Source organism: Streptococcus sp. 1559 (assembly GCF_013276735.1).
Classification (GTDB): domain Bacteria; phylum Bacillota; class Bacilli; order Lactobacillales; family Streptococcaceae; genus Streptococcus; species Streptococcus pseudopneumoniae.
Genome location: NZ_VMLO01000034.1, coordinates 21423 through 47523 on the forward strand (window position 1 = coordinate 21423; position 26101 = coordinate 47523).

Below are 26101 nucleotides of genomic sequence, written 5' to 3' on the forward strand. Positions count from 1 at the left end.
ATGAAACCAGAATTTTTAGAAAGTGCGGAGTTTTATAATCGTCGTTACCATAATTTTTCCAGTCGGGTGATTGTCCCCATGTCCCTTCTGCTTGTGTTTTTACTTGGATTTGCAACATTTGCAGATAAGGAGATGAGTTTGTCTACTAGAGCTACTGTCGAGCCTAGTTGTATCCTTGCACATATCCAGTCAACTAGCAACAATCGTATTCTTGTCAATCATTTGGAAGAAAATAAGCTGGTTAAGAAGGGGGATCTCTTGGTTCAATATCAGGAAGGGGCAGAGGGTGTCCAAGCGGAGGCCTATGCTAGTCAGTTGGATATGCTCAAGGATCAAAAAAAGCAATTGGAGTATTTGCAAAAGAGCCTGCAAGAAGGGGAGAACCACTTTCCAGAGGAGGATAAGTTTGGCTACCAAGCCACCTTTCGCGACTACATCAGTCAAGCAGGCAGTCTTAGGGCTAGTACATCGCAACAAAATGAGACCATCGCGTCCCAGAATGCAGCAGCTAGCCAAACCCAAGCCGAAATCGGCAACCTCATCAGTCAAACAGAGGCTAAAATTCGCGATTACCAGACAGCTAAGTCAGCTATGGAAACAGGTGCTTCCTTGGCCAGTCAGAATCTAGCCTACTCTCTCTACCAGTCCTACAAGTCTCAGGGCGAGGAAAATCCGCAAGCTAAGGCTCAGGCTGTTGCGCAGGTTGAAGCGCAGCTTTCTCAGTTAGAATCTAGTCTTGCTACTTACCGTGTCCAGTATGCAGGTTCAGGTACCCAGCAAGCCTATGCGTCAGGTTTAAGCAGTCAATTGGAATCTCTCAAATCCCAACACTTGGCAAAGGTTGGTCAGGAATTGACCCTTCTAGACCAAAAAATCTTGGAAGCAGAGTCAGGCAAGAAGGTTCAGGGAAGTCTTCTAGACAAGGGGAAAATTACGGCCAGTGAGGATGGGGTGCTTCACCTTAATCCTGAGACTAGTGATTCTACCATGGTAGCAGAAGGTACCCTACTAGCCCAACTCTATCCATCCTTGGAAAAAGAAGGAAAAGCCAAGCTAACAGCTTATCTAAGTTCAAAAGATGTAGCAAGAATCAAGGTCGGTGATTCTGTTCGCTATACTACGACTCATGATGCCAAGAATCAACTTTTCCTAGATTCTACTATTACCAGCATAGATGCTACAGCTACCAAGACTGAAAAAGGGAATTTCTTTAAAATTGAAGCGGAGACTAATCTAACTTCTGAGCAGGCTGAAAAACTTCGGTACGGGGTGGAAGGCCGTCTACAGATGATTACGGGCAAGAAAAGTTACCTGCGTTATTATTTAGATCAATTTTTGAACAAAGAGTAATGTTCGTATTTTCAGAGTTAAATGATTTTAAAACTGTGAGAAAGATTCTTCTTGCAGTTTTTTCTTTATGATTTTCGAGGGTGCTATGTTATTTATTCGGTTAAATTCTTGTAATTTTAGGTTTTTTATGGTAGAATGTGCTCAAGTAATACGAAAGGCGAACTTTAAAATGTCAAAACAGTTGATCTATTCGGGAAAAGCTAAAGATATCTATACAACTGAAGATGAAAATCTTATTATTTCAACTTACAAGGACCAGGCGACTGCTTTCAACGGTGTCAAGAAGGAGCAGATTGCAGGTAAGGGAGTCTTGAATAATCAGATTTCATCTTTTATTTTTGAGAAATTAAATGCGGCTGATGTGGCGACTCACTTTGTGGAGAAACTTTCAGACACGGAACAACTCAATAAAAAGGTTGAGATTATTCCTTTGGAAGTCGTGCTCCGCAACTACACGGCTGGTTCCTTTTCAAAACGTTTTGGCGTAGACGAAGGTATCGCCTTGGATACTCCGATTGTTGAATTTTACTATAAAAATGATGATTTGGATGATCCATTTATCAATGACGAGCATGTGAAATTCCTAAAGATTGCGGATGACCAGCAGATTGCTTACTTGAAGGAAGAAACCCGTCGTATCAATGAACTCTTGAAAGGCTGGTTTGCTGAGATTGGGCTTAAGTTGATTGACTTTAAGCTAGAGTTCGGTTTTGACAAGGATGGCAAGATTATCTTAGCAGATGAATTTTCACCAGATAACTGCCGTTTGTGGGATGCGGATGGCAACCACATGGATAAGGATGTTTTCCGTAGAGGATTGGGAGAACTAACAGACGTTTACGAGATTGTTTGGGAAAAGTTGCAGGAATTGAAATAACAACCTCAAGGCTGTTTGGAAACATTGCAAGAGCTGAAATAAAGGAATAAGAATTGATGGATAAACGTATTTTTGTTGAAAAAAAGGCTGATTTTCAGGTCAAGTCAGAGAGTTTGGTGAGAGAGCTCCAGCACAACTTGGGGCTTTCAACTTTGAAAAGTATTCGCATCGTGCGAGTTTATGATGTATTTGACTTGGCAGAGGACCTGTTTGCACCTGCAGAGAAACACATTTTCTCTGAGCAGGTGATAGACCATGTTTTGGATGAAGCGGCTGTGCAGGCGGATCTTGCCAACTATGCTTTCTTTGCGATTGAAAGCCTACCAGGGCAGTTTGACCAGCGTGCGGCTTCTTCACAGGAAGCCTTGCTTTTACTAGGAAGTTCGAGTGATGTGACGGTTAATACAGCACAATTGTACTTAGTCAATAAGGATATTGATGCGACTGAGTTGGAAGCGGTCAAGAACTATCTGCTCAACCCAGTTGATTCTCGTTTCAAGGACATCACGGTAGGGATTGCCAAGCAGGAATTTTCAGAGTCAGACAAGACTATTCCCAAATTGACTTTCTTTGAAAGCTATACAGCAGAAGACTTTGCTCGCTACAAGGCTGAGCAAGGGATGGCCATGGAAGTGGATGATTTGCTCTTTATCCAAGACTACTTTAAGTCAATGGGGCGCGTGCCAACTGAGACCGAACTCAAGGTTTTGGACACTTACTGGTCTGACCACTGCCGTCATACGACTTTTGAGACAGAGTTGAAACACATCGACTTTTCAGCTTCTAAATTCCAAAAGCAATTGCAGGCGACCTATGACAAGTATATTGCCATGCGTGATGAGTTGGGACGTACGGCAAAACCACAAACCTTGATGGATATGGCTACTATTTTCGGTCGTTATGAGCGTGCCAATGGACGTTTGGATGATATGGAAGTGTCAGATGAAATCAATGCTTGCTCAGTAGAAATCGAAGTGGATGTTGATGGTGTGAAAGAGCCATGGCTCCTAATGTTCAAGAACGAAACCCACAATCACCCAACTGAGATTGAGCCATTTGGTGGGGCTGCTACCTGTATTGGTGGAGCCATTCGTGACCCATTGTCAGGACGTTCATACGTTTACCAAGCTATGCGTATCTCGGGTGCAGGTGATATTACAGCACCAATCTCTGAAACGCGTGCTGGTAAGCTGCCACAACAAGTCATTTCTAAAACAGCGGCTCATGGTTATTCTTCATATGGTAACCAAATTGGGCTTGCGACGACCTATGTTCGTGAATACTTCCACCCAGGCTTCGTTGCTAAGCGTATGGAGTTGGGTGCCGTTGTCGGTGCTGCTCCTAAGGAAAATGTAGTCCGTGAAAAACCGGAAGCGGGGGATGTCATTATCCTGCTCGGTGGTAAGACTGGACGTGATGGTGTCGGTGGTGCGACAGGGTCTTCTAAGGTTCAAACAGTTGAGTCTGTAGAGACTGCTGGTGCTGAGGTTCAAAAAGGAAATGCCATCGAAGAACGCAAGATTCAGCGCCTCTTCCGTAATGGCAATGTCACTCGTCTGATCAAGAAGTCCAATGACTTTGGGGCAGGCGGTGTCTGTGTGGCTATCGGTGAATTGGCAGACGGTCTTGAAATCGACCTCAACAAGGTGCCTCTTAAATACCAGGGCTTGAATGGTACAGAAATTGCCATCTCTGAATCACAAGAACGGATGGCGGTCGTGGTTCGTCCTGAAGATGTGGATACCTTCGTTGCCGAATGTAACAAAGAAAATATTGATGCTGTTGTGGTGGCGACAGTAACTGAAAAACCAAATCTTGTCATGCACTGGAATGGTGAGACAATCGTTGACTTGGAACGCCGTTTCCTTGACACCAATGGTGTGCGCGTGGTTGTCGATGCCAAAGTTGTGGACAAGGATGTCAAACTCCCAGAAGAGCGTCAAACATCTGCTGAAACACTGGAATCAGATACCCTTACGGTTCTATCTGACCTCAACCATGCAAGTCAAAAAGGATTACAGACTATCTTTGACTGCTCTGTTGGACGCTCAACGGTTAATCACCCACTTGGTGGTCGTTACCAACTCACACCAACTGAGGCATCTGTGCAGAAATTGCCAGTTCAACACGGTGTGACTCATACTGCGTCGGTCATTGCTCAAGGTTTCAACCCATATGTAGCTGAATGGTCTCCATACCACGGTGCTGCTTATGCGGTTATCGAAGCAACTGCTCGTTTGGTGGCTGCTGGTGCCAACTGGTCCAAGGCTCGTTTCTCTTACCAAGAGTATTTCGAGCGTATGGATAAACAAGCAGAGCGTTTCGGTCAGCCAGTAGCTGCTCTTCTAGGTTCTATTGAAGCACAAATTCAGCTTGGCTTGCCATCTATCGGTGGTAAGGACTCCATGTCTGGTACCTTTGAAGAATTGACCGTTCCGCCAACCTTGGTTGCCTTTGGGGTGACGACGGCAGATAGCCGTAAGGTGCTCTCTCCAGAATTTAAAGCTGTTGGGGAAAATATCTACTACATCCCAGGTCAAGCCCTCTCTGCAGAGATTGATTTTGACTTGATTAAGAAAAATTTTACTCAGTTTGAAGCCATCCAAGCTGACCATAAAGTGACATCTGCATCAGCTGTCAAATACGGTGGTGTAGTTGAAAGTTTGGCTCTTGCTACTTTTGGAAATCATATCGGTGCAGAGGTAATCTTGCCTGAACTTGAAAGTTCTTTGACAGCACAATTGGGCGGATTTGTCTTCACATCTCCTGAAGAAATTGCTGGAGTAGAGAAGATTGGACAAACGAAAGCAGACTTTACACTGACTGTCAACGGTGTGAAGCTAGATGGACACAAGCTTGACAGTGCATTTCAAGGGACATTGGAAGAAGTTTACCCAACAGAATTTACCCAAGCGAAAGAACTAGAAGAAGTACCAGCTGTGGTATCAGATGTTGTGATTAAAGCCAAAGAAAAGGTTGAAAAACCTGTGGTTTACATCCCAGTCTTTCCAGGAACCAACTCAGAATATGATTCAGCTAAGGCCTTCGAAAAAGAAGGTGCAGAGGTCAATTTGGTGCCATTCGTGACCTTGAATGAAGAAGCTATTGTCAAGTCAGTTGAAACTATGGTTGACAATATCGACAAGACTAATATTCTCTTCTTTGCCGGTGGATTCTCGGCTGCGGATGAACCAGATGGTTCAGCTAAGTTTATCGTCAATATCCTGCTTAATGAAAAAGTGCGTGCGGCTATTGATAGCTTTATCGCCCGTGGTGGCTTGATTATCGGTATCTGTAATGGATTCCAGGCCCTCGTCAAATCAGGTCTTCTTCCATACGGGAACTTCGAGGATGCCAGCAGTACGAGCCCAACCCTCTTCTACAATGATGCCAACCAGCACGTGGCCAAGATGGTGGAAACTCGGATTGCCAATACCAACTCGCCATGGTTGGCTGGAGTGCAAGTGGGTAATATTCATGCTATCCCAGTATCGCATGGTGAAGGGAAGTTTGTCGTGACGGCTGAGGAATTTGCAGAGCTCCGTGACAATGGTCAAATTTTCAGCCAATACGTTGACTTTAACGGTAAACCAAGTATGGATTCTAAGTACAATCCGAATGGTTCTGTCCATGCCATCGAAGGAATTACCAGCAAGAATGGTCAAATCATCGGTAAGATGGGCCACTCAGAACGTTATGAGGATGGTCTTTTCCAAAATATCCCAGGCAATAAAGACCAACACCTGTTCGCATCAGCGGTTAAACATTTCACTGGAAAATAAGACTTACAGATTTTCTAATAGATAGTATCAGTAATGTAAAAGTCATGTAAATCTAGCTCTTGATGATTACAAATGAAAATTAGGTATAAAAAATGACATACGAAGTAAAATCTCTTAATGAAGAATGTGGTGTTTTCGGTATTTGGGGACATCCAGATGCTGCTAAGTTGACCTATTTTGGACTCCACAGTCTTCAACACCGTGGTCAGGAGGGGGCAGGAATCCTCTCCAATGATCAAGGACAACTGAAGCGCCATCGTGACATGGGGCTTTTATCAGAAGTTTTCAGAAATCCAGCCAATTTGGATAAATTGACAGGAGCTGGTGCGATTGGGCATGTGCGTTATGCGACTGCTGGCGAAGCTTCTGTTGATAACATCCAACCCTTCCTCTTCCGTTTTCACGATATGCAGTTTGGTTTGGCTCATAATGGAAATCTGACCAATGCAGCCTCTCTCAAGAAAGAACTGGAACAAAGAGGAGCAATTTTCAGCGCGACTTCGGACTCTGAAATCTTGGCTCACCTCATTCGTCGCAGTCACAATCCTAGTCTGATGGGCAAAATCAAGGAGGCGCTCAGCCTAGTTAAAGGTGGTTTTGCCTATATCTTGCTATTTGAAGATAAGTTGATTGCGGCTCTTGATCCCAATGGTTTCCGTCCGCTTTCTATCGGGAAAATGGCCAACGGAGCGGTGGTGGTTTCCTCTGAAACCTGTGCTTTTGAGGTTATTGGTGCTGAATGGATTCGTGATTTGAAGCCAGGTGAGATTGTGATCATTGATGACAAGGGCATCCAGTATGATAGCTATACGGATGATACTCAGTTAGCAATCTGTTCTATGGAGTATATCTATTTTGCCCGCCCTGATTCTAACATTCATGGTGTCAATGTTCATACGGCACGTAAACGTATGGGTGCTCAATTGGCGCGTGAATTCAAGCATGAGGCGGATATAGTGGTCGGTGTGCCCAATTCTTCCCTCAGCGCAGCCATGGGATTTGCGGAAGAATCTGGTTTGCCAAATGAAATGGGCCTCATCAAGAACCAATACACCCAACGTACCTTTATCCAACCGACTCAAGAATTGCGGGAGCAAGGGGTGCGGATGAAATTGTCTGCAGTTTCTGGTGTTGTCAAAGGCAAGCGTGTGGTTATGATTGATGACTCTATTGTACGTGGAACAACTTCTCGTCGTATCGTTCAGCTTTTGAAAGAAGCAGGTGCGACTGAAGTTCACGTTGCTATTGGCAGTCCAGCGCTAGCTTATCCATGCTTCTACGGGATTGATATCCAGACCCGTCAGGAGCTGATTGCGGCTAATCATACGATTGAAGAAACTCGCAAAATCATTGGAGCTGACAGCCTGACTTACCTCTCTGTTGAGGGGTTGATTGATTCGATTGGGATTGAAACGGATGCGCCAAATGGTGGTCTCTGTGTCGCTTACTTTGACGGTGACTACCCAACACCTCTCTATGACTACGAAGAAGACTATCGTAGAAGTTTGGAAGAAAAGACCAGTTTTTACAAGTGAGTTACTGAGATTCTCCATAAAAGAAAAGGAATAAAGAAATGGCAAATAAAAATGCGTACGCTCAATCTGGTGTGGATGTTGAAGCGGGTTATGAAGTTGTTGAACGGATTAAAAAGCACGTGGCTCGTACGGAGCGTGCAGGTGTCATTGGAGCTCTTGGTGGCTTTGGTGGCATGTTTGATCTTTCAAAAACAGGTGTCAAAGAGCCCGTATTGATCTCAGGGACGGATGGTGTCGGAACCAAGCTCATGCTGGCTATCAAGTACGACAAGCACGATACTATCGGTCAGGACTGTGTGGCCATGTGTGTCAACGATATCATCGCTGCAGGTGCGGAACCCCTCTATTTTCTCGACTATGTGGCGACAGGTAAGAATGAACCAGCTAAGCTAGAGCAAGTCGTTGCTGGTGTGGCAGAAGGTTGTGTGCAGGCTGGTGCTGCCCTCATCGGTGGGGAAACGGCTGAAATGCCGGGCATGTACGGCGAAGATGACTACGACTTGGCTGGATTTGCGGTTGGTGTGGCTGAAAAATCTCAAATCATTGACGGTTCAAAGGTGGCAAAAGGTGATGTTCTTCTCGGACTCGCTTCAAGTGGGATTCACTCAAATGGTTACTCTCTCGTCCGTCGTGTCTTTGCAGACTACACAGGTGAGGAAGTCCTGCCAGAATTGGAAGGCAAGCAACTCAAGGAAGTTTTGCTTGAGCCGACTCGTATCTATGTCAAGTCTGTTTTGCCACTCATCAAGGAAGAGTTGGTCAACGGCATTGCCCATATCACAGGTGGTGGCTTTATTGAGAATGTCCCTCGTATGTTTGCAGCTGATTTAGCAGCTGAGATTGAGGAAGACAAGGTTCCAGTGCTTCCAATTTTCAAAGCCCTTGAAAAATACGGTGAAATCAAACATGAAGAAATGTTTGAAATCTTCAATATGGGGGTAGGGCTCATACTGGCAGTTAGCCCTGAAAATGTAACTCGTATCAAGGAATTGTTGAATGAACCAGTCTATGAAATTGGTCGTATCGTCAAGAAAGAAAACGAAAGTGTCATCATCAAATGAAAAAAATAGCAGTTTTTGCCTCTGGTAATGGCTCAAATTTTCAGGTGATAGCGGAACAATTTCCAGTAGAGTTTGTCTTTTCAGACCATCGTGACGCCTATGTGCTCGAACGTGCAGACAAGCTTGGTGTCCTATCCTACGCTTTTGAACTCAAGGAGTTTGAGAACAAGGCAGACTACGAAGCGGCCCTTGTCGAACTCTTGGAAGAGCACCAGATTGACTTGGTTTGTCTAGCAGGCTACATGAAAATTGTTGGGCCAACCTTATTGGCAGCCTATGAAGGCCGAATCATCAACATTCATCCAGCCTACCTGCCAGAATTTCCAGGAGCTCATGGGATTGAGGACGCTTGGAATGCTGGTGTTGCTGAGAGTGGCGTGACCATTCACTGGGTGGACTCAGGTGTAGATACAGGGAAGATTATCAAACAAGTGCGTGTGCCACGGCTGGCTGATGATACCATAGAAAGCTTTGAAGCTCGCATCCATGAGGCAGAGTACAAGTTGTATCCGGAAGTGTTGGATAGTTTGAAATTAAGGAGAAAGTAAATTTTGAATAATAAAGTTATTAAGACTTTACTAGATAAAGTTAAAGAATTTGAATATTTTTTTAATGAGTATGAAAAACAATTTTACCCTAAAGTAATAAAAATTAGAAATTTATTTCTAGTTAGCTTAATTGTATTTATTATTCTAATGTTGACAAGTTATGTACTTTGGTTCTGGAATTTTGGTGATTTGTGTGTTAAAATAGTTTCTCTTATTTTTACTGTACTTTCTTTGGGGGGCTTTATTTATCTCAGTCGAAAATTTGATAAAATTTCAGATGGAAAACCTAATAAATTTGAAGAGCTATGTAGAGAAATAAAGTATGAATTGATTCTTATGTATGGAGAAAAAGCTAGTTATGCTGTGAAGTTGTTAATAGCTGATTTGACAGATAAACAGGATAATAAAATTAAGAAGTATGAAAGTTTAGTAAAGTCGGTAGGCATAGTTGGTATAATTTTGGTAACGGCTTTTATCACTTTGGCTTTAAATAAATTATTTGTTGCAGATGAGACAGCTATTTCTGTTGAAACATTTTTGGGTTTAATTTTAATCGTAGCTATAATAGTATGGTTGATTAATTTCATAGATAGTGGAATAAAAAATATTATTAAATACCCCATATGGGGTAAAGCTTCAAAAGAAGTGTATCTAATAGATATTTTATACGAAGTTAAATATATGGTTTTGGAAAAGGAGAATATAATGACTAAACGCGTCTTAATCAGCGTCTCAGACAAAGCGGGCATTGTTGAATTTGCCCAAGAACTCAAAAAACTTGGTTGGGAGATTATCTCAACAGGTGGAACTAAGGTTGCCCTTGATAATGCTGGGGTGGATACCATTGCTATCGATGATGTGACTGGTTTCCCAGAAATGATGGACGGTCGTGTGAAGACCCTCCACCCAAATATCCACGGAGGGCTTCTCGCTCGTCGTGACTTGGATAGCCACTTGGAAGCGGCTAAGGACAACAAGATTGAGCTCATTGACCTTGTGGTGGTCAACCTTTACCCATTTAAGGAAACTATCCTTAAACCAGATGTGACTTATGCTGATGCAGTTGAAAATATCGATATTGGTGGGCCGTCTATGCTTCGTTCAGCAGCGAAAAATCATGCCAGTGTTACAGTTGTGGTAGATCCTGCTGACTACGCTGTGGTTTTGGACGAATTGGCAGCAAACGGCGAAACCTCTTATGAAACTCGCCAACGTTTAGCAGCCAAAGTATTTCGTCACACAGCGGCTTATGACGCCTTGATTGCAGAATACTTCACAGCTCAAGTGGGTGAAAGCAAGCCTGAAAAACTCACTTTGACTTATGACCTCAAGCAACCAATGCGTTACGGTGAAAATCCTCAACAAGATGCCGATTTCTATCAAAAAGCTTTGCCGACAGATTACTCGATTGCATCCGCTAAACAGCTCAACGGTAAGGAATTGTCTTTTAACAATATCCGTGATGCGGATGCTGCCATTCGTATCATCCGTGACTTCAAAGATCGTCCAACCGTTGTGGCTCTCAAACATATGAATCCATGTGGAATTGGTCAAGCTGACGACATCGAGACTGCTTGGGACTATGCTTATGAGTCTGACCCAGTCTCAATTTTCGGTGGAATCGTCGTTCTCAACCGTGAGTTGGATGTTGCGACAGCTGAGAAGATGCATGGTGTTTTCCTTGAAATCATCATCGCACCAAGTTATACGGATGAAGCGCTAGCTATTTTGACTAATAAAAAGAAAAACTTGCGTATCCTTGCCTTGCCATTTGATGCTCAAGAGGCTAGCGAAGTGGAAGCAGAATACACAGGTGTTGTCGGTGGACTTCTGGTACAAAACCAAGACGTGGTCAAAGAAAGCCCAGCTGACTGGCAAGTGGTGACCAAACGCCAGCCAACTGAGACAGAAGCGACTGCTCTTGAGTTTGCTTGGAAAGCTATCAAGTACGTCAAATCAAACGGTATCATCGTAACCAATGACCACATGACACTTGGTGTCGGTCCGGGTCAAACTAACCGTGTGGCTTCTGTTCGCATCGCTATTGATCAAGCTAAAGACCGTCTTGACGGCGCTGTTCTTGCTTCGGATGCCTTCTTCCCATTTGCGGATAATGTGGAAGAAATCGCCAAAGCAGGGATCAGGGCTATCATCCAGCCGGGTGGATCCGTCCGTGACCAAGAGTCTATCGAAGCTGCTGACAAATATGGCTTGACAATGGTCTTTACAGGTGTGAGACATTTTAGACATTAAGAACGTTAAAGGGAAGAAAACAGTTTCTTTCCTTTTTTGGCTTAAAATGCTAACTGAAACAAGATTAAAACGAACTTTTTTGATATAATGTTGGTAAATAATTCGCAAAAGAGGTTGAGAAATGAAACTGCTTGTTGTCGGTTCGGGTGGTCGTGAGCATGCGATTGCTAAAAAGTTACTTGAATCAAAAGGGGTTGAAAGAGTCTTTGTAGCTCCTGGGAATGACGGTATGACTCTGGATGGTCTGAAATTGGTAAATATCTCTATTTCCGAACATTCTAAATTGATTGAGTTTGCAAAAGCCAACGATATTGCTTGGACCTTTATAGGGCCAGATGACGCCCTTGCAGCTGGTATCGTGGATGATTTTAACCAAGCTGGTCTCAAAGCCTTTGGTCCGACAAGATTGGCGGCAGAGTTGGAGTGGTCCAAGGATTTTGCTAAGGAAATCATGGTCAAATACGGCGTTCCGACAGCAACCTATGGCACATTCTCAGATTTCGAGGAAGCCAAGGCCTATATCGAAAAGCAGGGTGCGCCTATCGTAGTCAAGGCGGATGGCCTGGCGCTTGGGAAGGGTGTCGTCGTTGCGGAGAGGGTTGAGCAAGCGGTCGAAGCAGCTCACGAGATGCTTTTGGACAATAAATTTGGTGACTCAGGTGCGCGTGTGGTTATTGAGGAATTCCTTGAAGGAGAGGAATTTTCACTCTTTGCCTTTGTCAATGGGGACAAGTTCTACATCATGCCAACAGCGCAAGACCACAAACGTGCCTATGATGGCGATAAGGGGCCTAACACTGGTGGGATGGGTGCCTATGCGCCAGTTCCACACTTACCACAGAGTGTAGTTGATACAGCGGTTGAGACTATTGTCAAGCCAATCCTTGAAGGGATGATCAAAGAAGGCCGTCCGTATCTTGGCATCCTCTATGCAGGGCTTATCCTGACAGCAGAAGATCCTAAAGTCATCGAGTTCAATGCTCGCTTTGGAGATCCTGAAACACAGATTATCTTGCCTCGTTTGACATCTGACTTTGCACAAAATATTACAGATATTCTGGATAGCAAGGAGCCAAACATCACCTGGACGGATAAGGGTGTGACTCTGGGTGTGGTTGTCGCATCCAAGGGCTACCCGCTAGACTATGAAAGGGGCGTTGAGTTGCCAGCCAAGACAGAAGGCGATGTCATCACCTACTATGCAGGGGCTAAGTTTGCGGAAAATAGCAGAGCACTGATCTCAAACGGCGGACGAGTTTATATGCTCGTTACCACAGCAGCCACCGTCAAAGAAGCCCAAGCCAGCATCTACCAAGAACTATCCCAACAAAAAATAGAAGGACTCTTCTACCGAACAGATATCGGAAGCAAGGCAATTAAGTAAAGATATAAGAATAACGCGCCGTAGTCGCCAAACACGATAATGGTCGTCGTGGTGAAAAGACCAGAACAGTGAATGTTCTGGTCAGGGGGAAACTTTGAGACCTTAGGCTCAAAGTTTAGGAATGAAACCGAAGGTTTGCTTCCGTCCCCACCACCTAAGACCATTATCAAAAAAGAAGAAAAAAGGAAAAATTATGACTAAACCAATTATTTCCATCATCATGGGCTCAAAATCCGACTGGGCAACCATGCAAAAAACAGCAGAAGTCCTAGACCGCTTCGGTGTAGCCTACGAGAAGAAGGTTGTCTCTGCCCACCGCACACCAGACCTCATGTTCAGACATGCCGAAGAAGCTCGTAGCCGTGGCATCAAGGTCATTATCGCAGGTGCAGGTGGCGCAGCCCACTTGCCAGGAATGGTAGCTGCCAAAACAACCCTTCCAGTCATTGGCGTGCCAGTCAAATCTCGTGCCCTTAGTGGCGTGGATTCACTCTATTCTATCGTTCAGATGCCGGGTGGGGTGCCTGTTGCGACAATGGCTATCGGTGAAGCTGGTGCGACAAATGCGGCTCTCTTCGCCCTCCGTCTTCTTTCAGTAGAGGATCAAGCTATCGCGACGGCTTTGGCAGATTTTGCAGAAGAACAAGGAAAAATCGCAGAGGAGTCTACCAATGAGCTCATCTAAAACAATCGGAATTATCGGTGGCGGTCAACTGGGTCAGATGATGGCCATTTCTGCTATCTACATGGGGCACAAGGTTATCGCGCTGGATCCTGCGGCGGATTGCCCGGCCTCTCGCGTGGCGGAAATCATTGTGGCACCTTATAACGATGTGGACGCCCTCCGTCAGTTGGCAGACCGTTGCGATGTCCTCACTTACGAGTTTGAAAATGTCGACGCTGACGGTTTGGATGCCGTTATCAAGGATGGACAACTCCCTCAAGGAACAGATCTGCTCCGCATTTCGCAAAATCGTATTTTTGAAAAGGATTTTTTGTCAAACAAGGCTCAAGTCACTGTGGTACCCTACAAGGTCGTGACTTCTAGCCTAGACTTGGCAGATATCGACTTGTCGAAAAACTATGTCCTCAAGACTGCGACTGGTGGCTACGATGGTCATGGACAAAAGGTTATTCGTTCAGAAGCAGACTTGGAAGCAGCCTATGCGCTAGCAGACTCAGCAGACTGCGTCTTGGAAGAATTTATCAACTTTGACCTTGAGATTTCTGTCATCGTGTCAGGAAATGGCAAGGAGGTGACGTTTTTCCCAGTTCAGGAAAATATCCACCGCAACAATATCCTGTCTAAGACCATCGTACCAGCCCGCATTTCTGAAAGTCTAGTAGACAAGGCTAAAGCTATGGCAGTGCGAATCGCAGAACAACTCAACTTGTCTGGAACTCTCTGTGTGGAAATGTTTGCGACTGATGATGACGTTATTGTCAATGAAATCGCCCCACGACCACATAACTCTGGGCACTATTCTATTGAAGCCTGTGATTTCTCTCAGTTTGACACCCATATTCTCGGTGTTCTCGGAGCACCATTACCAGTCATCAAACTCCATGCGCCAGCCGTTATGCTTAATGTCCTCGGTCAGCATGTCGAGGCTGCTGAGCAATATGTGACAGAAAATTCAAGCGCCCACCTCCACATGTATGGTAAAATAGAAGCGAAGCACAACCGCAAGATGGGACATGTGACCTTGTTTAGTGATGTACCGGATAGTGTGGATGAGCTTGGGGAAGGGATTGATTTTTAGGACAAGTCTATGATACAAATTATCGTTAATACATTTATTGAAAAGGATAAGACTGGAGCAGTTGTTGAAGTGTTGTATGCCAGTGCTGACCAAGATAAGGTACAAGCTAAATATGAAGAACTAGCTGCACAATACCCCGAAAATTATTTAGCTATCTATGATGTACCGCTGGATACGGATTTGAATACACTAGATCATTACCCGTCTGTGTTTATTGAAAAAGAGGAGTTTGAGTAGAAATCTTGGTTTACCTAGATAGCTTATTCCCAACAGCTTAAGAAGAAAGGAAAAATTAACACATGATCAACCGTTACTCTCGCCCTGAGATGGCGAATATTTGGAGTGAAGAAAATAAATACCGTGCTTGGCTTGAGGTGGAAATCCTCTCTGACGAGGCATGGGCTGAGTTGGGGGAAATCCCTAAGGAAGATGTGGCTTTGATTCGCAAGAAGGCGGACTTTGACATCGACCGTATTTTGGAAATTGAGCAGGAGACGCGCCACGATGTGGTGGCTTTCACGCGTGCGGTTTCTGAGACTCTTGGTGAAGAGCGCAAGTGGGTTCACTATGGGTTAACTTCTACCGACGTGGTGGATACTGCTTATGGTTACCTCTACAAGCAGGCCAACGACATCATCCGTCGTGACCTTGAAAACTTCACTAATATCATCGCTGACAAGGCCAAGGAGCACAAGTTCACCATCATGATGGGGCGTACTCATGGTGTGCACGCTGAGCCGACAACCTTTGGTCTTAAATTGGCAACTTGGTACAGCGAAATGAAACGCAATATCGAGCGTTTCGAGCATGCAGCTGCTGGTGTAGAAGCTGGTAAGATTTCTGGTGCGGTTGGGAACTTTGCCAATATCCCACCATTTGTAGAGGAGTATGTCTGCGATAAACTTGGCATCCGTGCCCAAGAAATCTCTACACAAGTCCTTCCTCGTGACCTTCACGCTGAGTACTTTGCGGTTCTTGCCAGCATTGCGACTTCAATCGAACGTATGGCGACTGAGATTCGTGGTCTACAAAAATCTGAGCAACGCGAAGTAGAAGAGTTCTTTGCTAAAGGGCAAAAAGGGTCTTCAGCAATGCCTCACAAACGCAACCCAATCGGTTCTGAAAATATGACTGGTCTGGCGCGTGTCATTCGTGGTCACATGATTACGGCTTATGAAAACGTCGCTCTCTGGCACGAACGCGATATTTCTCACTCATCAGCTGAGCGTATCATCACACCAGATACGACCATTTTGATTGACTACATGCTCAACCGTTTTGGAAATATCGTCAAGAACTTGACAGTCTTCCCAGAAAATATGATCCGAAACATGAACTCGACTTTTGGTCTTATCTTTAGCCAACGGGCTATGTTGACATTGATTGAAAAAGGCATGACCCGTGAGCAAGCCTATGACTTGGTGCAACCAAAAACAGCCTACTCTTGGGACAACCAAGTAGACTTTAAACCACTTCTTGAGGCAGATTCAGAAGTAACATCACGTCTCACTCAAGAAGAAATCGATGAAATCTTCAACCCAGTTTATTACACCAAACGAGTGGATGATATCTTTGAACGTCTTGGACTAGGTGATTAATTAAAAAATAAACAGCGAGCTTCAATCTCGCTGTTTATTTTTTATCGAAAAGACTTAGTCTTCTTTTCTTTTAGTGAGTCCATAGGCTGCTAGTGTGGACATGAGTCCTGCGACTACTAGTCCTGCAGAATCGTGAGTTCCTGTTTCAGGAAGTTTTTTCTCTGTTACCACAGGAGCTGGATCTTGAGGAAGAGCTTTGCTTTCCTCAGCAGGAGCAGTTGATGGAGCTGGTTGGCTTGGGATTTCTAGTTTTGGTTTTTCTTCAGCAATAGCGGCTTGTCCGTTTTCATCGCCTACATGTGTTACCATAGTTCCGACTTCGACTATTTGAGTAACGGCTTCCTGTGCTACGACACTATTTACAAGTGTTTTCACTTCCTTACCATCGGCAGAAGTGCTCACAGAGTAGAAGTTGCTACGATGTCCATTGACGCCCTTAGTAATGACTTGTGTTTTTCCTTTGAGTAAGAGTGGATTTTCACGAGTCACTGTGGTAAATGGAATTTCTTCTTTTTGGATATCCAGTCTAGGTTTTACCTCAGTAGTTGGTGCAAGACCACTTTCATCACCCTTGTGAGTTACAGGAGCGCCAACTTCAACCACTTGGTTTATAACTTCTTTGGTTACCTGGCTATCAAGGACTGTTTCTGTTGTTTTTCCATTTTCAGTGAGTACAGAGATGTAATGAGTTCGTTCACCTTTGACTCCTGCTGTGATAATATTTTCCTGACCAGCTGGGAGGTTAGGATTTTCTTTCTTGATAACTTCAAATGGAATTTCTTCAGTTCTTGTGATGAGTTCTGGTCTGGTTTCAACATTGGCAGCCACTTCATTTTCATCTAGGCTTCCTGAATGAGTTGCAGCTGGTTTGAGGCCTTGAAGAGCGGCTTTTAGGTTGGCTACAAGTGTGTCAAGCTCAGCTTGTTTATTACGGTTGAGGTTGTAATTTAGAGCTGTTTTAGCTGCGTCAAGGGCCTCAAGACTTTCTTTACTATATCCTTCTAAGTTTGTAGGAATTTTAGCTAATTCTTCGCGGAGAGCATTATAATTAGCACGGAAGTAGTCTTTGTTGTGGTCTGCAAAGGCAGTCATGAGTTCAAAGATTTCCTCTTCCTTGTATTCAGCGCTTGGTCTATCTGCCCAGATTGAAAGCATACTTCCGACTGTTGGAAGATCTACTTCAGGATATTTGGTAGAAGCTAGTTGATTGAATGGTGTTTTTCCAGAATTTTCAATTGCCTTTGAAAGAGGATAAGCTTCATCTTGTTTGTGATTTCCTAAAACATAGTACCAGTCACCGTTGGTATTCAAGAACTTATAACCTTTGTTTGCCAGATACTGAGGTGACGCAAGGTTGTAGCCCCACCAGCCTTTAGACCAGTAAGAAATCAAGACATCTTTATCGAATTCAGCATCATCCTTGTCTTCGTAATAGAAGCCATCGTTGAAGGCCATTGGTTGTAGCCCTCTTTCCTTAGCCATAGCAGCTAGACTGTTAGAATAGTCTGCAAACTTGTTATAGAGTCCATACCATTTGAGGTAGTACCAACCTTGGGCGTTGGTCGCATCATTGGCATATTCATCTGTACCATAGTTGAATATCTTTGATTTATCAGCAAAGTAATCCATATACTTACCGATAAGGGCTTTGGTAAAGTTAAGGGCTTCTTGATTTTCAAGGTCCATGGTTGTTTTTGAAACTTTATCAAAGTTTGCTTGAGGATTTTTAGTACCTAATTTTTCCATGGCAACCAGCATAGCATCCATGTGACCTGGACTGTTAATAGCTGGGATGAGACCGATGTCCTTAGATTTAGCGTATTCAATTAGCTCTGTCACTTCTGCCTGTGTTAGTGCAGTACCGTTTGGATCGTCGTAGTAAGCTTTAGTTCCTTCGATAATAGCTTTTTTAACGTCATCACTAGCATAGGTTTTTCCGTTGGCAGTAATGGTCATATCATCGAGTAGAAAGCGAAGTCCGTCATTTCCTAGAAGGAGATGAACATCAGAATATCCGAGCTCACTGGCCTTGTCTACGATGCGTTTGAGCTGGTTCAGAGTAAAGTATTTGCGACCTGCATCGATGGAAATGACTTTATTCTTATTCAGTTTTTCAAGTTCGCGTTTAGCATCCTCTTCTTTTTGTGCTTCTGGAGTTAAAGCCAAGTTTTTAATAGCATCTTGAAGGCTTGCGATTGCTTGATCAATCGTATCCTGTTGAGCACGGCTGAGGTTGCTATCGAGTGAACGGATGGCTTTTTCAGCTTCTTTGACAGCAGCAAAACTTTCAGCAGTATAACGGTTAGAGTCTTTTGGAATAGTTTCTAGTGCTTTTTCTGCAGGTTGATAGTTGGCTGCGAAGTATTCAGCGTTGGCATTTGCAAAATGACGCATGAGTTTGAAGAGGCGAGATGGAGAATAACGTGCAGATGGGGTATCGGCCCAAGCAGCTACCATACCACCGATGATTGGGACATCAGCTCCTTCTGTTTTTGGTACAGAAGTGATTGGTGTGTTTTTAATACCATTGAGCCCCTGATCGAGATTGTACCAACCTTGGTCATCAGCGTTTCGTCCAAGAACGTAGTACCAAGCATCATTGGTATTAAGGATTTGGTGACCTTTTTCAGCTAGTAGTTTAGAAGAAGCGACATCGTAGCCTCCCCAACCACCAGTCCACATAGAAACGATGATGTCTTTGTCAAAACTACCAAAGCTTGTGTCGCTATTGTAGTAGATACCGTCGTTAAAGGCCATTGGTTTGAGACCGTGCGATTTTACAATACGAGCGAGGTCATTGGCGTAGGCAATAAATTTTTCATAGCCTTTTACAGGGTAGCCTTCGTTTGGATAGTATTTATCAGCTTGAAGCACACTCCAACCTTTAGCATCTGTCGCATCATTGGCATATTCATCAAGTCCGATGTTGAAGATTTCAGTTTTTTTCGCGAAATAAGCAGCATACTTGTCGATAAGGGCTTTTGTAAAAGCGACAGCTTGTTCGTTGTCAAGATCGACAGTACGGGCTGATTCCTTCCCAAAATAGCTAAAGTTAGGGTTTTGGATTCCCAATTCTTTCATGGCATTGAGAATCGCATCCATGTGACCAGGACTATTTACTGTCGGAATGAGACCGATACCTTTATCTTTTGCATAGTTAATCAGATCTGTCATTTGACTTTCTGTTAAGTGATTGCCGTTTGGATCGTTGTAATAATCATTTGTACCTTTTTCAATGGCGCGTTTGACATCGTCACTGGCATAGGTCTTGCCGTTAGCTGTGATGCTCATATCGTCCAACATGAAACGAAGTCCATCATTTCCGACTAATAGGTGTAAATCAGTGTAGCCATAATGTTTCGCTTTATCGATGATTTCCTTGAGCTGTTCTGGTGAGAAATATTTACGTCCAGCATCAATAGAAACAATTTTCTTTTTCGCTAGTTTTTCACTTACAGTTGCAGCACGTTCCTTTCCTGCCTCTGTTGCCGGTTTGTCAGCCTCTGCTTTCGCTTCATTTTTTTTAGCATCTTTTTCAGCTGGTTTATCCTTGTCAGTCTTGTCTGTATTTGACTCTTTAGAATCAATCTCTTTAGCTTCTTCTGCCTTTTTATTAGCAGTTTCTTTTTCAGCAGAAGTTGGAGTTACCACCTCTGCTTTATCACTAGGAGTTGAACTAACTTCCTCTTGTGGTTTTTCTTCTGTTTTTGGAAGACTAGCTACCTTATCAGTAGCTGGAGTTTCTGTTTCTACAGTTTTTGGAGCTTCTGGTTGAAGCTCTGCTTTAGGTGTTTCCTCAGTCCGATTTTCGGATGATTGAGGGGAATCAGAAACCGTATGGATGGTCGGTTGGTTTTCTGTAGTAGTAGGAGTAACTCCATCGGCTGCAACAGTCTGTGCTTGGAAGGCAAATCCAATTAGAACAGAAGCTGCTCCTACAGCGTATTTACGAATAGAAAAACGCTGTTGTTTTTCATGTTTCATTGCAAAACCTCCTGATTGCATTGTTATATTGATAGCGATTATATAAATCAACGCCTTTATTTTATTTCTTATATTAACGAGAGTCAAGAGGAGATGACAAAAAACTATAATAAGTATAAAAAAATATAAAATTTAAGCTTAAGATTTCAGATTAGTCGGAAAAAATACGTATATATATCTAGTATAATTTTTGGTTCTATTTCTATAAAATATTCCACAAATTATAGAATCTTCCAAAAATAGGTAAGCGCTACCTTTTTGGTGTGGTATAATAAGCATAGAAAAAGCCCGAGCGATTAGGCTCAGGCTTTCTTCTTAGTGATCACGGTCACATGAGATGAATTTAATCTTGTAGTAATCAGATCGTTTGTAAGTTTCACTGTATTCTAAAACTTGGCCAGTTGATTCGAGTTTGGTGATTTTAGTTTGTAGGACAGTAGGGAATTGTTCATCGACTCCGAGGACTGAAGCCGCATGTTCTGGAGTTGGAAAGACTATTTCGTTGATTTCTTCAAAGTGTTCATCATTCATGTGAATGTGGTAGTCTAACTTGAAACGATTATAGATAGAACTATAGTATTCAAGGTTTGGATAATTTGCGTTGATATATTGTTCTGGGATGTAGGATGTATGGTAGATATAAACGACACCGTTTGATTCGCGGATACGTTCAATCTTGTAGTAGAATTGATCGCCGCGTAGACCCAATTTTTCCAAGTAAACAAGCTTGTTTCCGCGTTCAATTGAAAGAACAGTTACCTTATCATCTTTAGCATTGAAGAGTTCAATATCTGAAAACTCTACAAGCTTGTGTTTGCGTGCACGTGAAACGAAGGTTCCTTTTCCTTGTTGGCGGACAATATAGCCATCTTTGGCAAGGTCGTTTAAGGCGCGAACAACTGTGATAGAGCTGACATCGTACATTGAAATGAGTTCTGCTTCAGTGTAAAATTTATCTCCACTGCTAAACTGCCCAGAGATGATTTTATTTTTTAATTCGTCTTTTATGTATTGATATTTGGGAATTGCCATATTTTTACCTCTATTTTCCTTCTCCATAGAAAATTTTACCATAAAAGCGAAAAAAATAGTAGTCTTTTGAATAAAAAATTAGATAACAGATTAAAAAATTAAGTTACATAGGCATTGCTCATATTTTATAAATGTATTTTATACAAAATTATTTTAGGTTCTCTATTCCGAATGTAAAGAGCGTTTGAAATGGGTCTGAAAATGTTTGAAACTAATTGAACGTGTGTATAATAGTAAAATTACAGTAAATATTCCGACAATTTCTATTGACAATTCAAACAGATTGGTTTATAATTACTATAACAACGAGTGAAAGCGCAAACTTTGCAATCAAAAGGTAGTTTTATGACACGATTTGAGATACGAGACGATTTCTATTTAGATGGGAAACCGTTCAAGATTTTGTCCGGCGCCATTCATTATTTTAGGATTCCTCCAGAGGATTGGTATCATTCGCTCTATAACTTGAAGGCTCTTGGTTTTAATACGGTAGAGACTTATGTGGCTTGGAATTTACACGAGCCTCGTGAGGGTGAGTTTCATTTTGAAGGAGCTCTGGATTTGGAGCGATTTCTACAGACAGCGCAAGACTTGGGTCTCTACGCTATCGTTCGTCCGTCACCCTTCATCTGTGCGGAGTGGGAATTCGGTGGTTTACCAGCCTGGCTCTTAACCAAAGACATGAGGATTCGTTCTTCAGATCCTGCCTATATTGAGGCTGTCGGTCGCTATTATGATCAGCTCTTGCCACGACTGGTTCCACATCTGTTGGACAATGGTGGCAATATCCTCATGATGCAGGTTGAAAATGAGTATGGTTCTTATGGAGAAGATAAGGCTTACCTGAGAGCCATTCGACAGCTGATGGAAGAGCGTGGCGTAACCTGTCCTCTCTTTACATCAGATGGTCCTTGGAGAGCTACTCTGAAAGCGGGAACCTTAATCGAAGATGACCTCTTTGTAACAGGGAACTTTGGTTCTAAGGCACCTTACAACTTTTCACAGATGCAGGAATTCTTTGATGAGCATGGCAAGAAATGGCCGCTCATGTGTATGGAGTTCTGGGATGGCTGGTTCAATCGTTGGAAAGAACCGATTATCACACGGGATCCTAAGGAATTGGCAGATGCAGTTCGAGAGGTTTTGGAACAAGGCTCCATCAATCTTTACATGTTCCACGGTGGTACAAACTTTGGCTTCATGAATGGTTGCTCAGCTCGAGGGACTTTGGACCTGCCACAAGTTACATCTTATGATTACGATGCTCTTCTGGATGAAGAAGGAAATCCAACTGCCAAATACTTGGCAGTCAAGAAGATGATGGCAACACATTTCCCAGAGTATCCGCAGTTAGAACCACTCTACAAAGAGAGTATGGAGTTGGATGCTATACCAATAGTAGAAAAAGTTTCCTTGTTTGAAACCTTGGATAGCTTGTCAAGTCCAGTAGAAAGCCTCTATCCTAAAAAGATGGAGGAGCTGGGACAAAGCTATGGTTACTTACTCTATCGAACAGAAACAAACTGGGATGCAGAAGAAGAAAGACTTCGTATCATTGACGGTCGAGATAGGGCCCAGCTGTATGTCGATGGTCAGTGGATTAAAACCCAATATCAGACAGAGATTGGGGAAGATATTTTTTATCAAGGTGAAAAGAAAGCGTTATCTAGGATTGACATATTGATAGAAAATATGGGGCGTGTCAACTATGGGCATAAGTTCTTAGCAGATACGCAACGTAAGGGAATTCGGACAGGGGTTTGTAAGGATTTGCATTTCTTACTGAACTGGAAACACTATCCACTCCCACTAGACAATCCTAAGAAAATTGATTTTTCAAAAGGATGGACTCAAGGACAACCAGCCTTTTACGCTTATGACTTTACAGTCCAAGAGCCAAAAGATACTTACCTAGACTTGTCTGAGTTTGGTAAGGGAGTTGCCTTTGTCAATGGGCAGAATCTAGGACGTTTTTGGAACGTCGGCCCAACCCTCTCACTTTATATCCCTCATAGCTATCTCAAGGAAGGTGCCAACCGCATCATCATCTTTGAAACAGAGAGCCAATATAAAGAAGAGATTCATTTAACTCGTAAACCTACACTAAAACACATAAAGGGGGAAAACTTATGACAATTGTAGGATGCCGTATCGATGGACGTTTGATCCACGGACAAGTAGCCAATCTTTGGGCTGGAAAACTAAATGTTTCACGTATTATGGTTGTAGATGACGAAGTTGTCAACAACGATGTTGAAAAGAGTGGTTTGAAACTTGCGACACCACCAGGTGTAAAATTGAGTATTTTGCCAATTGAGAAAGCGGCAGCCAATATTCTTGCTGGTAAATACGATAGCCAACGTCTCTTTATCGTTGCTCGTAAACCAGACCGCTTCCTTGGTTTGGTAGAAGCAGGTGTACCACTTGAAACCCTTAATGTTGGGAATATGTCTCAAACACCAGAAACTCGCCCTATCACACGTTCTATCAACGTAGTAGACAAGGATGTGGAAGATTTCCACAAATTGGCAGAAAAAGGTGTTAAACTTACTGCTCAAATGGTTCCAAATGATCCAATTTCAGACTTTTTGAGCTTATTAAAATAGGAAAAAATTTTTTAGGAGGTCATTGTTATGATACAATGGTGGCAAATTTTACTTCTCACTTTGTACTCAGCTTATCAAATCTGTGATGAGTTGACGATCGTTTCATCTGCAGGTTCCCCTGTATTTGCTGGTTTCATTACTGGTTTAATCATGGGAGATGTGACTACTGGTTTGCTTATCGGTGGTAACTTGCAACTGTTCGTTCTTGGGGTTGGTACCTTCGGTGGTGCTTCTCGTATCGACGCAACTTCTGGTGCGGTTCTTGCGACAGCCTTCTCTGTTTCACAAGGAATTGATGCACCGCTTGCCATTACTACAATCGCTGTACCAGTAGCAACTCTCTTGACTTACTTCGACGTTCTTGGTCGTATGACTACTACCTTCTTCGCTCACCGTGTGGATGCTGCCATCGAACGCTTTGACTATAAAGGTATTGAACGCAACTACTTGCTTGGTGCGATTCCTTGGGCTTTATCTCGTGCCCTTCCAGTCTTCTTTGCCCTTGCTTTTGGTGGTGAATTTGTACAAGGCGTAGTAGACTTCGTTACAAAATACCAATGGATTGCAGATGGTTTGACACTCGCAGGACGTATGCTTCCAGGTCTTGGATTTGCAATCTTGCTTCGTTACCTTCCAGTTAAACGTAACCTTCATTACCTTGCTATGGGATTTGGTTTGACAGCTATGTTGACTGTTCTTTACTCATATGTAACAGGTCTTGGTGGCGCTGTTGCTGGTATCGTAGGTACTCTTCCTGCTGAAGTTGCTGAAAAAATTGGTTTCGTGAACAACTTCAAAGGATTGTCTATGATTGGTATCTCTATCGTAGGTATTTTCCTTGCAGTGCTTCACTTCAAAAATAGCCAAAAAGTAGCTGTAGCAGCACCTTCTACACCATCAGAAAGTGGGGAAATCGAAGATGACGAATTCTAATTACAAACTAACAAAAGAAGATTTTAATCAAATCAACAAACGTAGCTTGTTTACTTTCCAATTAGGTTGGAACTACGAACGTATGCAAGCTTCTGGTTACCTTTACATGATCTTGCCTCAGTTGCGTAAAATGTATGGGGATGGAACTCCTGAATTGAAAGAAATGATGAAAGTTCATACTCAATTCTTCAATACTTCACCATTCTTCCATACTATTATCGCTGGTTTTGACCTTGCCATGGAAGAAAAAGATGGTGTAGGTTCAAAAGACGCCGTTAACGGTATCAAGACAGGTTTGATGGGACCATTCGCTCCTCTTGGGGATACAATCTTTGGTTCACTTGTACCTGCTATCATGGGGTCAGTCGCAGCAACTATGGCTATCGCTGGCCAACCTTGGGGGATCTTCCTTTGGATTGCAGTTGCAGTAGCGTATGACATCTTCCGTTGGAAACAGTTGGAATTTGCTTACAAAGAAGGGGTTAACCTTATCAACAACATGCAAAGTACCTTGACAGCTTTGATTGACGCTGCATCTGTACTTGGTGTCTTCATGATGGGTGCTCTTGTAGCAACAGTGATTAACTTTGAAATTTCTTACAAGTTGCCAATCGGTGAAAAGATGATTGATTTCCAAGACATCTTGAACCAAATCTTCCCACGTTTGCTTCCAGCAATCTTTACTGCCTTTATCTTCTGGTTGCTTGGTAAGAAAGGTATGAACTCTACTAAAGCTATCGGTATTATTATCGTACTTGCTTTGACTCTTTCTGCCCTTGGTCACTTTGCACTTGGAATGTAATTCCTTATGACTAAATCATTAATTTTGGTGAGCCATGGTCGCTTCTGTGAGGAGCTTAGAGGTAGCACAGAAATGATTATGGGCCCACAAGACAACATTTACACAGTAGCTCTTCTTCCAGAAGATGGCCCAGAAGAATTTACTGCTAAATTTGAAGCTGTTATTGAAGGGGTGGATGATTTCCTAGTCTTTGCGGATCTTCTCGGTGGGACACCTTGTAATGTGGTGAGTCGCTTGATCATGGAAGGTCGTGATATTGACCTTTACGCAGGGATGAATCTTCCAATGGTGATTGAATTTATCAATGCGAGCCTTACAGGCGCAGATGCGGACTACAAGAGCCGTGCTGCAGAAAGTATTGTGAAAGTTAATGACCTGTTAGCGGGCTTCGATGATGACGAAGATGAATAATACTCTTCGAAAATCTCTTCAAACTACGTCAACGTCGCCTTGCCGTAGGTATATGTTACTGACTTCGTCAGTCTTATCCGGCAACCTCAAAGCAGTGCTTTGAGCAGCCTGCGGCTAGTTTCCTACAGATTTTAGTTGGAACTCGATTCAATTCATGTGACAACGTGAAAATCGTTAGAGCA

20 protein-coding genes are annotated in these 26101 nt (G+C 43.1%); 17 read left to right on the forward strand and 3 right to left on the reverse strand.

Annotated features, from left to right (window positions below; genetic code table 11):
* From comB to purN, 6 genes are all read left to right on the forward strand, one after another.
* Positions 1-1350, forward strand: coding sequence for a competence pheromone export protein ComB (gene comB / locus HT688_RS05825; protein ID WP_023938644.1), 1350 nt, complete (start codon positions 1-3; stop codon positions 1348-1350).
* Positions 1351-1519: 169 nt separating this feature from the next.
* Positions 1520-2227: a phosphoribosylaminoimidazolesuccinocarboxamide synthase gene (gene purC, locus HT688_RS05830; RefSeq protein ID WP_050222965.1), complete on the forward strand. Its 708-nt coding sequence runs from the start codon at positions 1520-1522 to the stop codon at positions 2225-2227.
* 56 nt (positions 2228-2283) lie between these two features.
* Positions 2284-6009, forward strand: a complete 3726-nt coding sequence (locus HT688_RS05835; protein WP_023938642.1) for a phosphoribosylformylglycinamidine synthase — start codon at positions 2284-2286, stop codon at positions 6007-6009.
* A gap of 92 nt (positions 6010-6101) precedes the next feature.
* Positions 6102-7544 (forward strand): amidophosphoribosyltransferase, encoded by a 1443-nt coding sequence (gene purF, locus HT688_RS05840; RefSeq protein ID WP_023938639.1) that lies wholly within the window; start codon positions 6102-6104, stop codon positions 7542-7544.
* 38 nt (positions 7545-7582) lie between these two features.
* Positions 7583-8605, forward strand: a complete 1023-nt coding sequence (gene purM / locus HT688_RS05845; protein ID WP_023938637.1) for a phosphoribosylformylglycinamidine cyclo-ligase — start codon at positions 7583-7585, stop codon at positions 8603-8605.
* Entirely contained in the window at positions 8602-9153 is a 552-nt protein-coding gene (gene purN / locus HT688_RS05850) for a phosphoribosylglycinamide formyltransferase (protein WP_023938635.1), read from the forward strand. Before purM ends, purN begins: the two co-directional genes overlap by 4 nt.
* A 356-nt stretch (positions 9154-9509) precedes the next feature.
* On the opposite strand, the gene HT688_RS05855 is transcribed toward purN, so the two are convergent.
* Positions 9510-9740 carry a hypothetical protein gene (locus HT688_RS05855; RefSeq protein WP_138703024.1) on the reverse strand — a complete coding sequence of 77 codons (231 nt, stop codon included), beginning with the start codon at positions 9738-9740 and terminating at the stop codon, positions 9510-9512.
* A gap of 118 nt (positions 9741-9858) precedes the next feature.
* Here HT688_RS05855 and purH point away from each other — a divergent pair, with 118 nt between their 5' ends.
* The 6 genes from purH (at position 9859) to purB (ending at position 16151) form a co-directional block, all read left to right on the forward strand.
* Positions 9859-11406, forward strand: coding sequence for a bifunctional phosphoribosylaminoimidazolecarboxamide formyltransferase/IMP cyclohydrolase (gene purH, locus HT688_RS05860; protein WP_031222471.1), 1548 nt, complete (start codon positions 9859-9861; stop codon positions 11404-11406).
* A gap of 121 nt (positions 11407-11527) precedes the next feature.
* Entirely contained in the window at positions 11528-12790 is a 1263-nt protein-coding gene (gene purD / locus HT688_RS05865) for a phosphoribosylamine--glycine ligase (RefSeq protein WP_050208255.1), read from the forward strand.
* A 193-nt stretch (positions 12791-12983) separates the two neighbouring features.
* Entirely contained in the window at positions 12984-13475 is a 492-nt protein-coding gene (purE, locus tag HT688_RS05870) for a 5-(carboxyamino)imidazole ribonucleotide mutase (protein ID WP_000165491.1), read from the forward strand.
* Entirely contained in the window at positions 13462-14553 is a 1092-nt protein-coding gene (gene purK / locus HT688_RS05875; protein WP_172923639.1) for a 5-(carboxyamino)imidazole ribonucleotide synthase, read from the forward strand. The genes purE and purK overlap by 14 nt, the downstream gene beginning before the upstream one ends.
* Positions 14554-14562: 9 nt before the next feature.
* Positions 14563-14790, forward strand: a complete 228-nt coding sequence (locus HT688_RS05880) for a hypothetical protein (protein WP_000614701.1) — start codon at positions 14563-14565, stop codon at positions 14788-14790.
* A gap of 62 nt (positions 14791-14852) precedes the next feature.
* Positions 14853-16151 carry an adenylosuccinate lyase gene (purB, locus tag HT688_RS05885; RefSeq protein WP_000610745.1) on the forward strand — a complete coding sequence of 433 codons (1299 nt, stop codon included), beginning with the start codon at positions 14853-14855 and terminating at the stop codon, positions 16149-16151.
* 54 nt (positions 16152-16205) lie between these two features.
* On the opposite strand, the gene strH is transcribed toward purB, so the two are convergent.
* The gene (strH, locus tag HT688_RS05890; protein WP_000679916.1) at positions 16206-20135 is read right to left on the reverse strand and encodes an LPXTG-anchored beta-N-acetylhexosaminidase StrH; all 3930 of its coding nucleotides are present in this window, start codon (positions 20133-20135) and stop codon (positions 16206-16208) included.
* Between the two features lie 315 nt (positions 20136-20450).
* Entirely contained in the window at positions 20451-21167 is a 717-nt protein-coding gene (agaR, locus tag HT688_RS05895; protein WP_001007202.1) for a transcriptional regulator AgaR, read from the reverse strand.
* Between the two features lie 345 nt (positions 21168-21512).
* Here agaR and HT688_RS05900 point away from each other — a divergent pair, with 345 nt between their 5' ends.
* Genes HT688_RS05900 through HT688_RS05920 form a run of 5 tightly spaced genes read left to right on the forward strand, consistent with a single transcriptional unit; the run spans position 21513 to position 25919 of the window.
* A complete protein-coding gene (locus tag HT688_RS05900; RefSeq protein WP_172923640.1) occupies positions 21513-23300 on the forward strand; it encodes a glycoside hydrolase family 35 protein in 1788 nt (595 codons plus the stop codon).
* Positions 23297-23773, forward strand: coding sequence for a PTS sugar transporter subunit IIB (locus tag HT688_RS05905; RefSeq protein WP_000156972.1), 477 nt, complete (start codon positions 23297-23299; stop codon positions 23771-23773). Before HT688_RS05900 ends, HT688_RS05905 begins: the two co-directional genes overlap by 4 nt.
* A gap of 27 nt (positions 23774-23800) precedes the next feature.
* Positions 23801-24706 (forward strand): PTS mannose/fructose/sorbose/N-acetylgalactosamine transporter subunit IIC, encoded by a 906-nt coding sequence (locus tag HT688_RS05910; protein ID WP_000617007.1) that lies wholly within the window; start codon positions 23801-23803, stop codon positions 24704-24706.
* On the forward strand, positions 24693-25508 hold the full coding sequence (locus tag HT688_RS05915; protein ID WP_000185300.1) for a PTS system mannose/fructose/sorbose family transporter subunit IID: 816 nt from the start codon (positions 24693-24695) through the stop codon (positions 25506-25508). Before HT688_RS05910 ends, HT688_RS05915 begins: the two co-directional genes overlap by 14 nt.
* Before the next feature lie 6 nt (positions 25509-25514).
* Entirely contained in the window at positions 25515-25919 is a 405-nt protein-coding gene (locus tag HT688_RS05920) for a PTS sugar transporter subunit IIA (protein ID WP_007284837.1), read from the forward strand.
* Positions 25920-26101 lie beyond the last annotated feature (182 nt).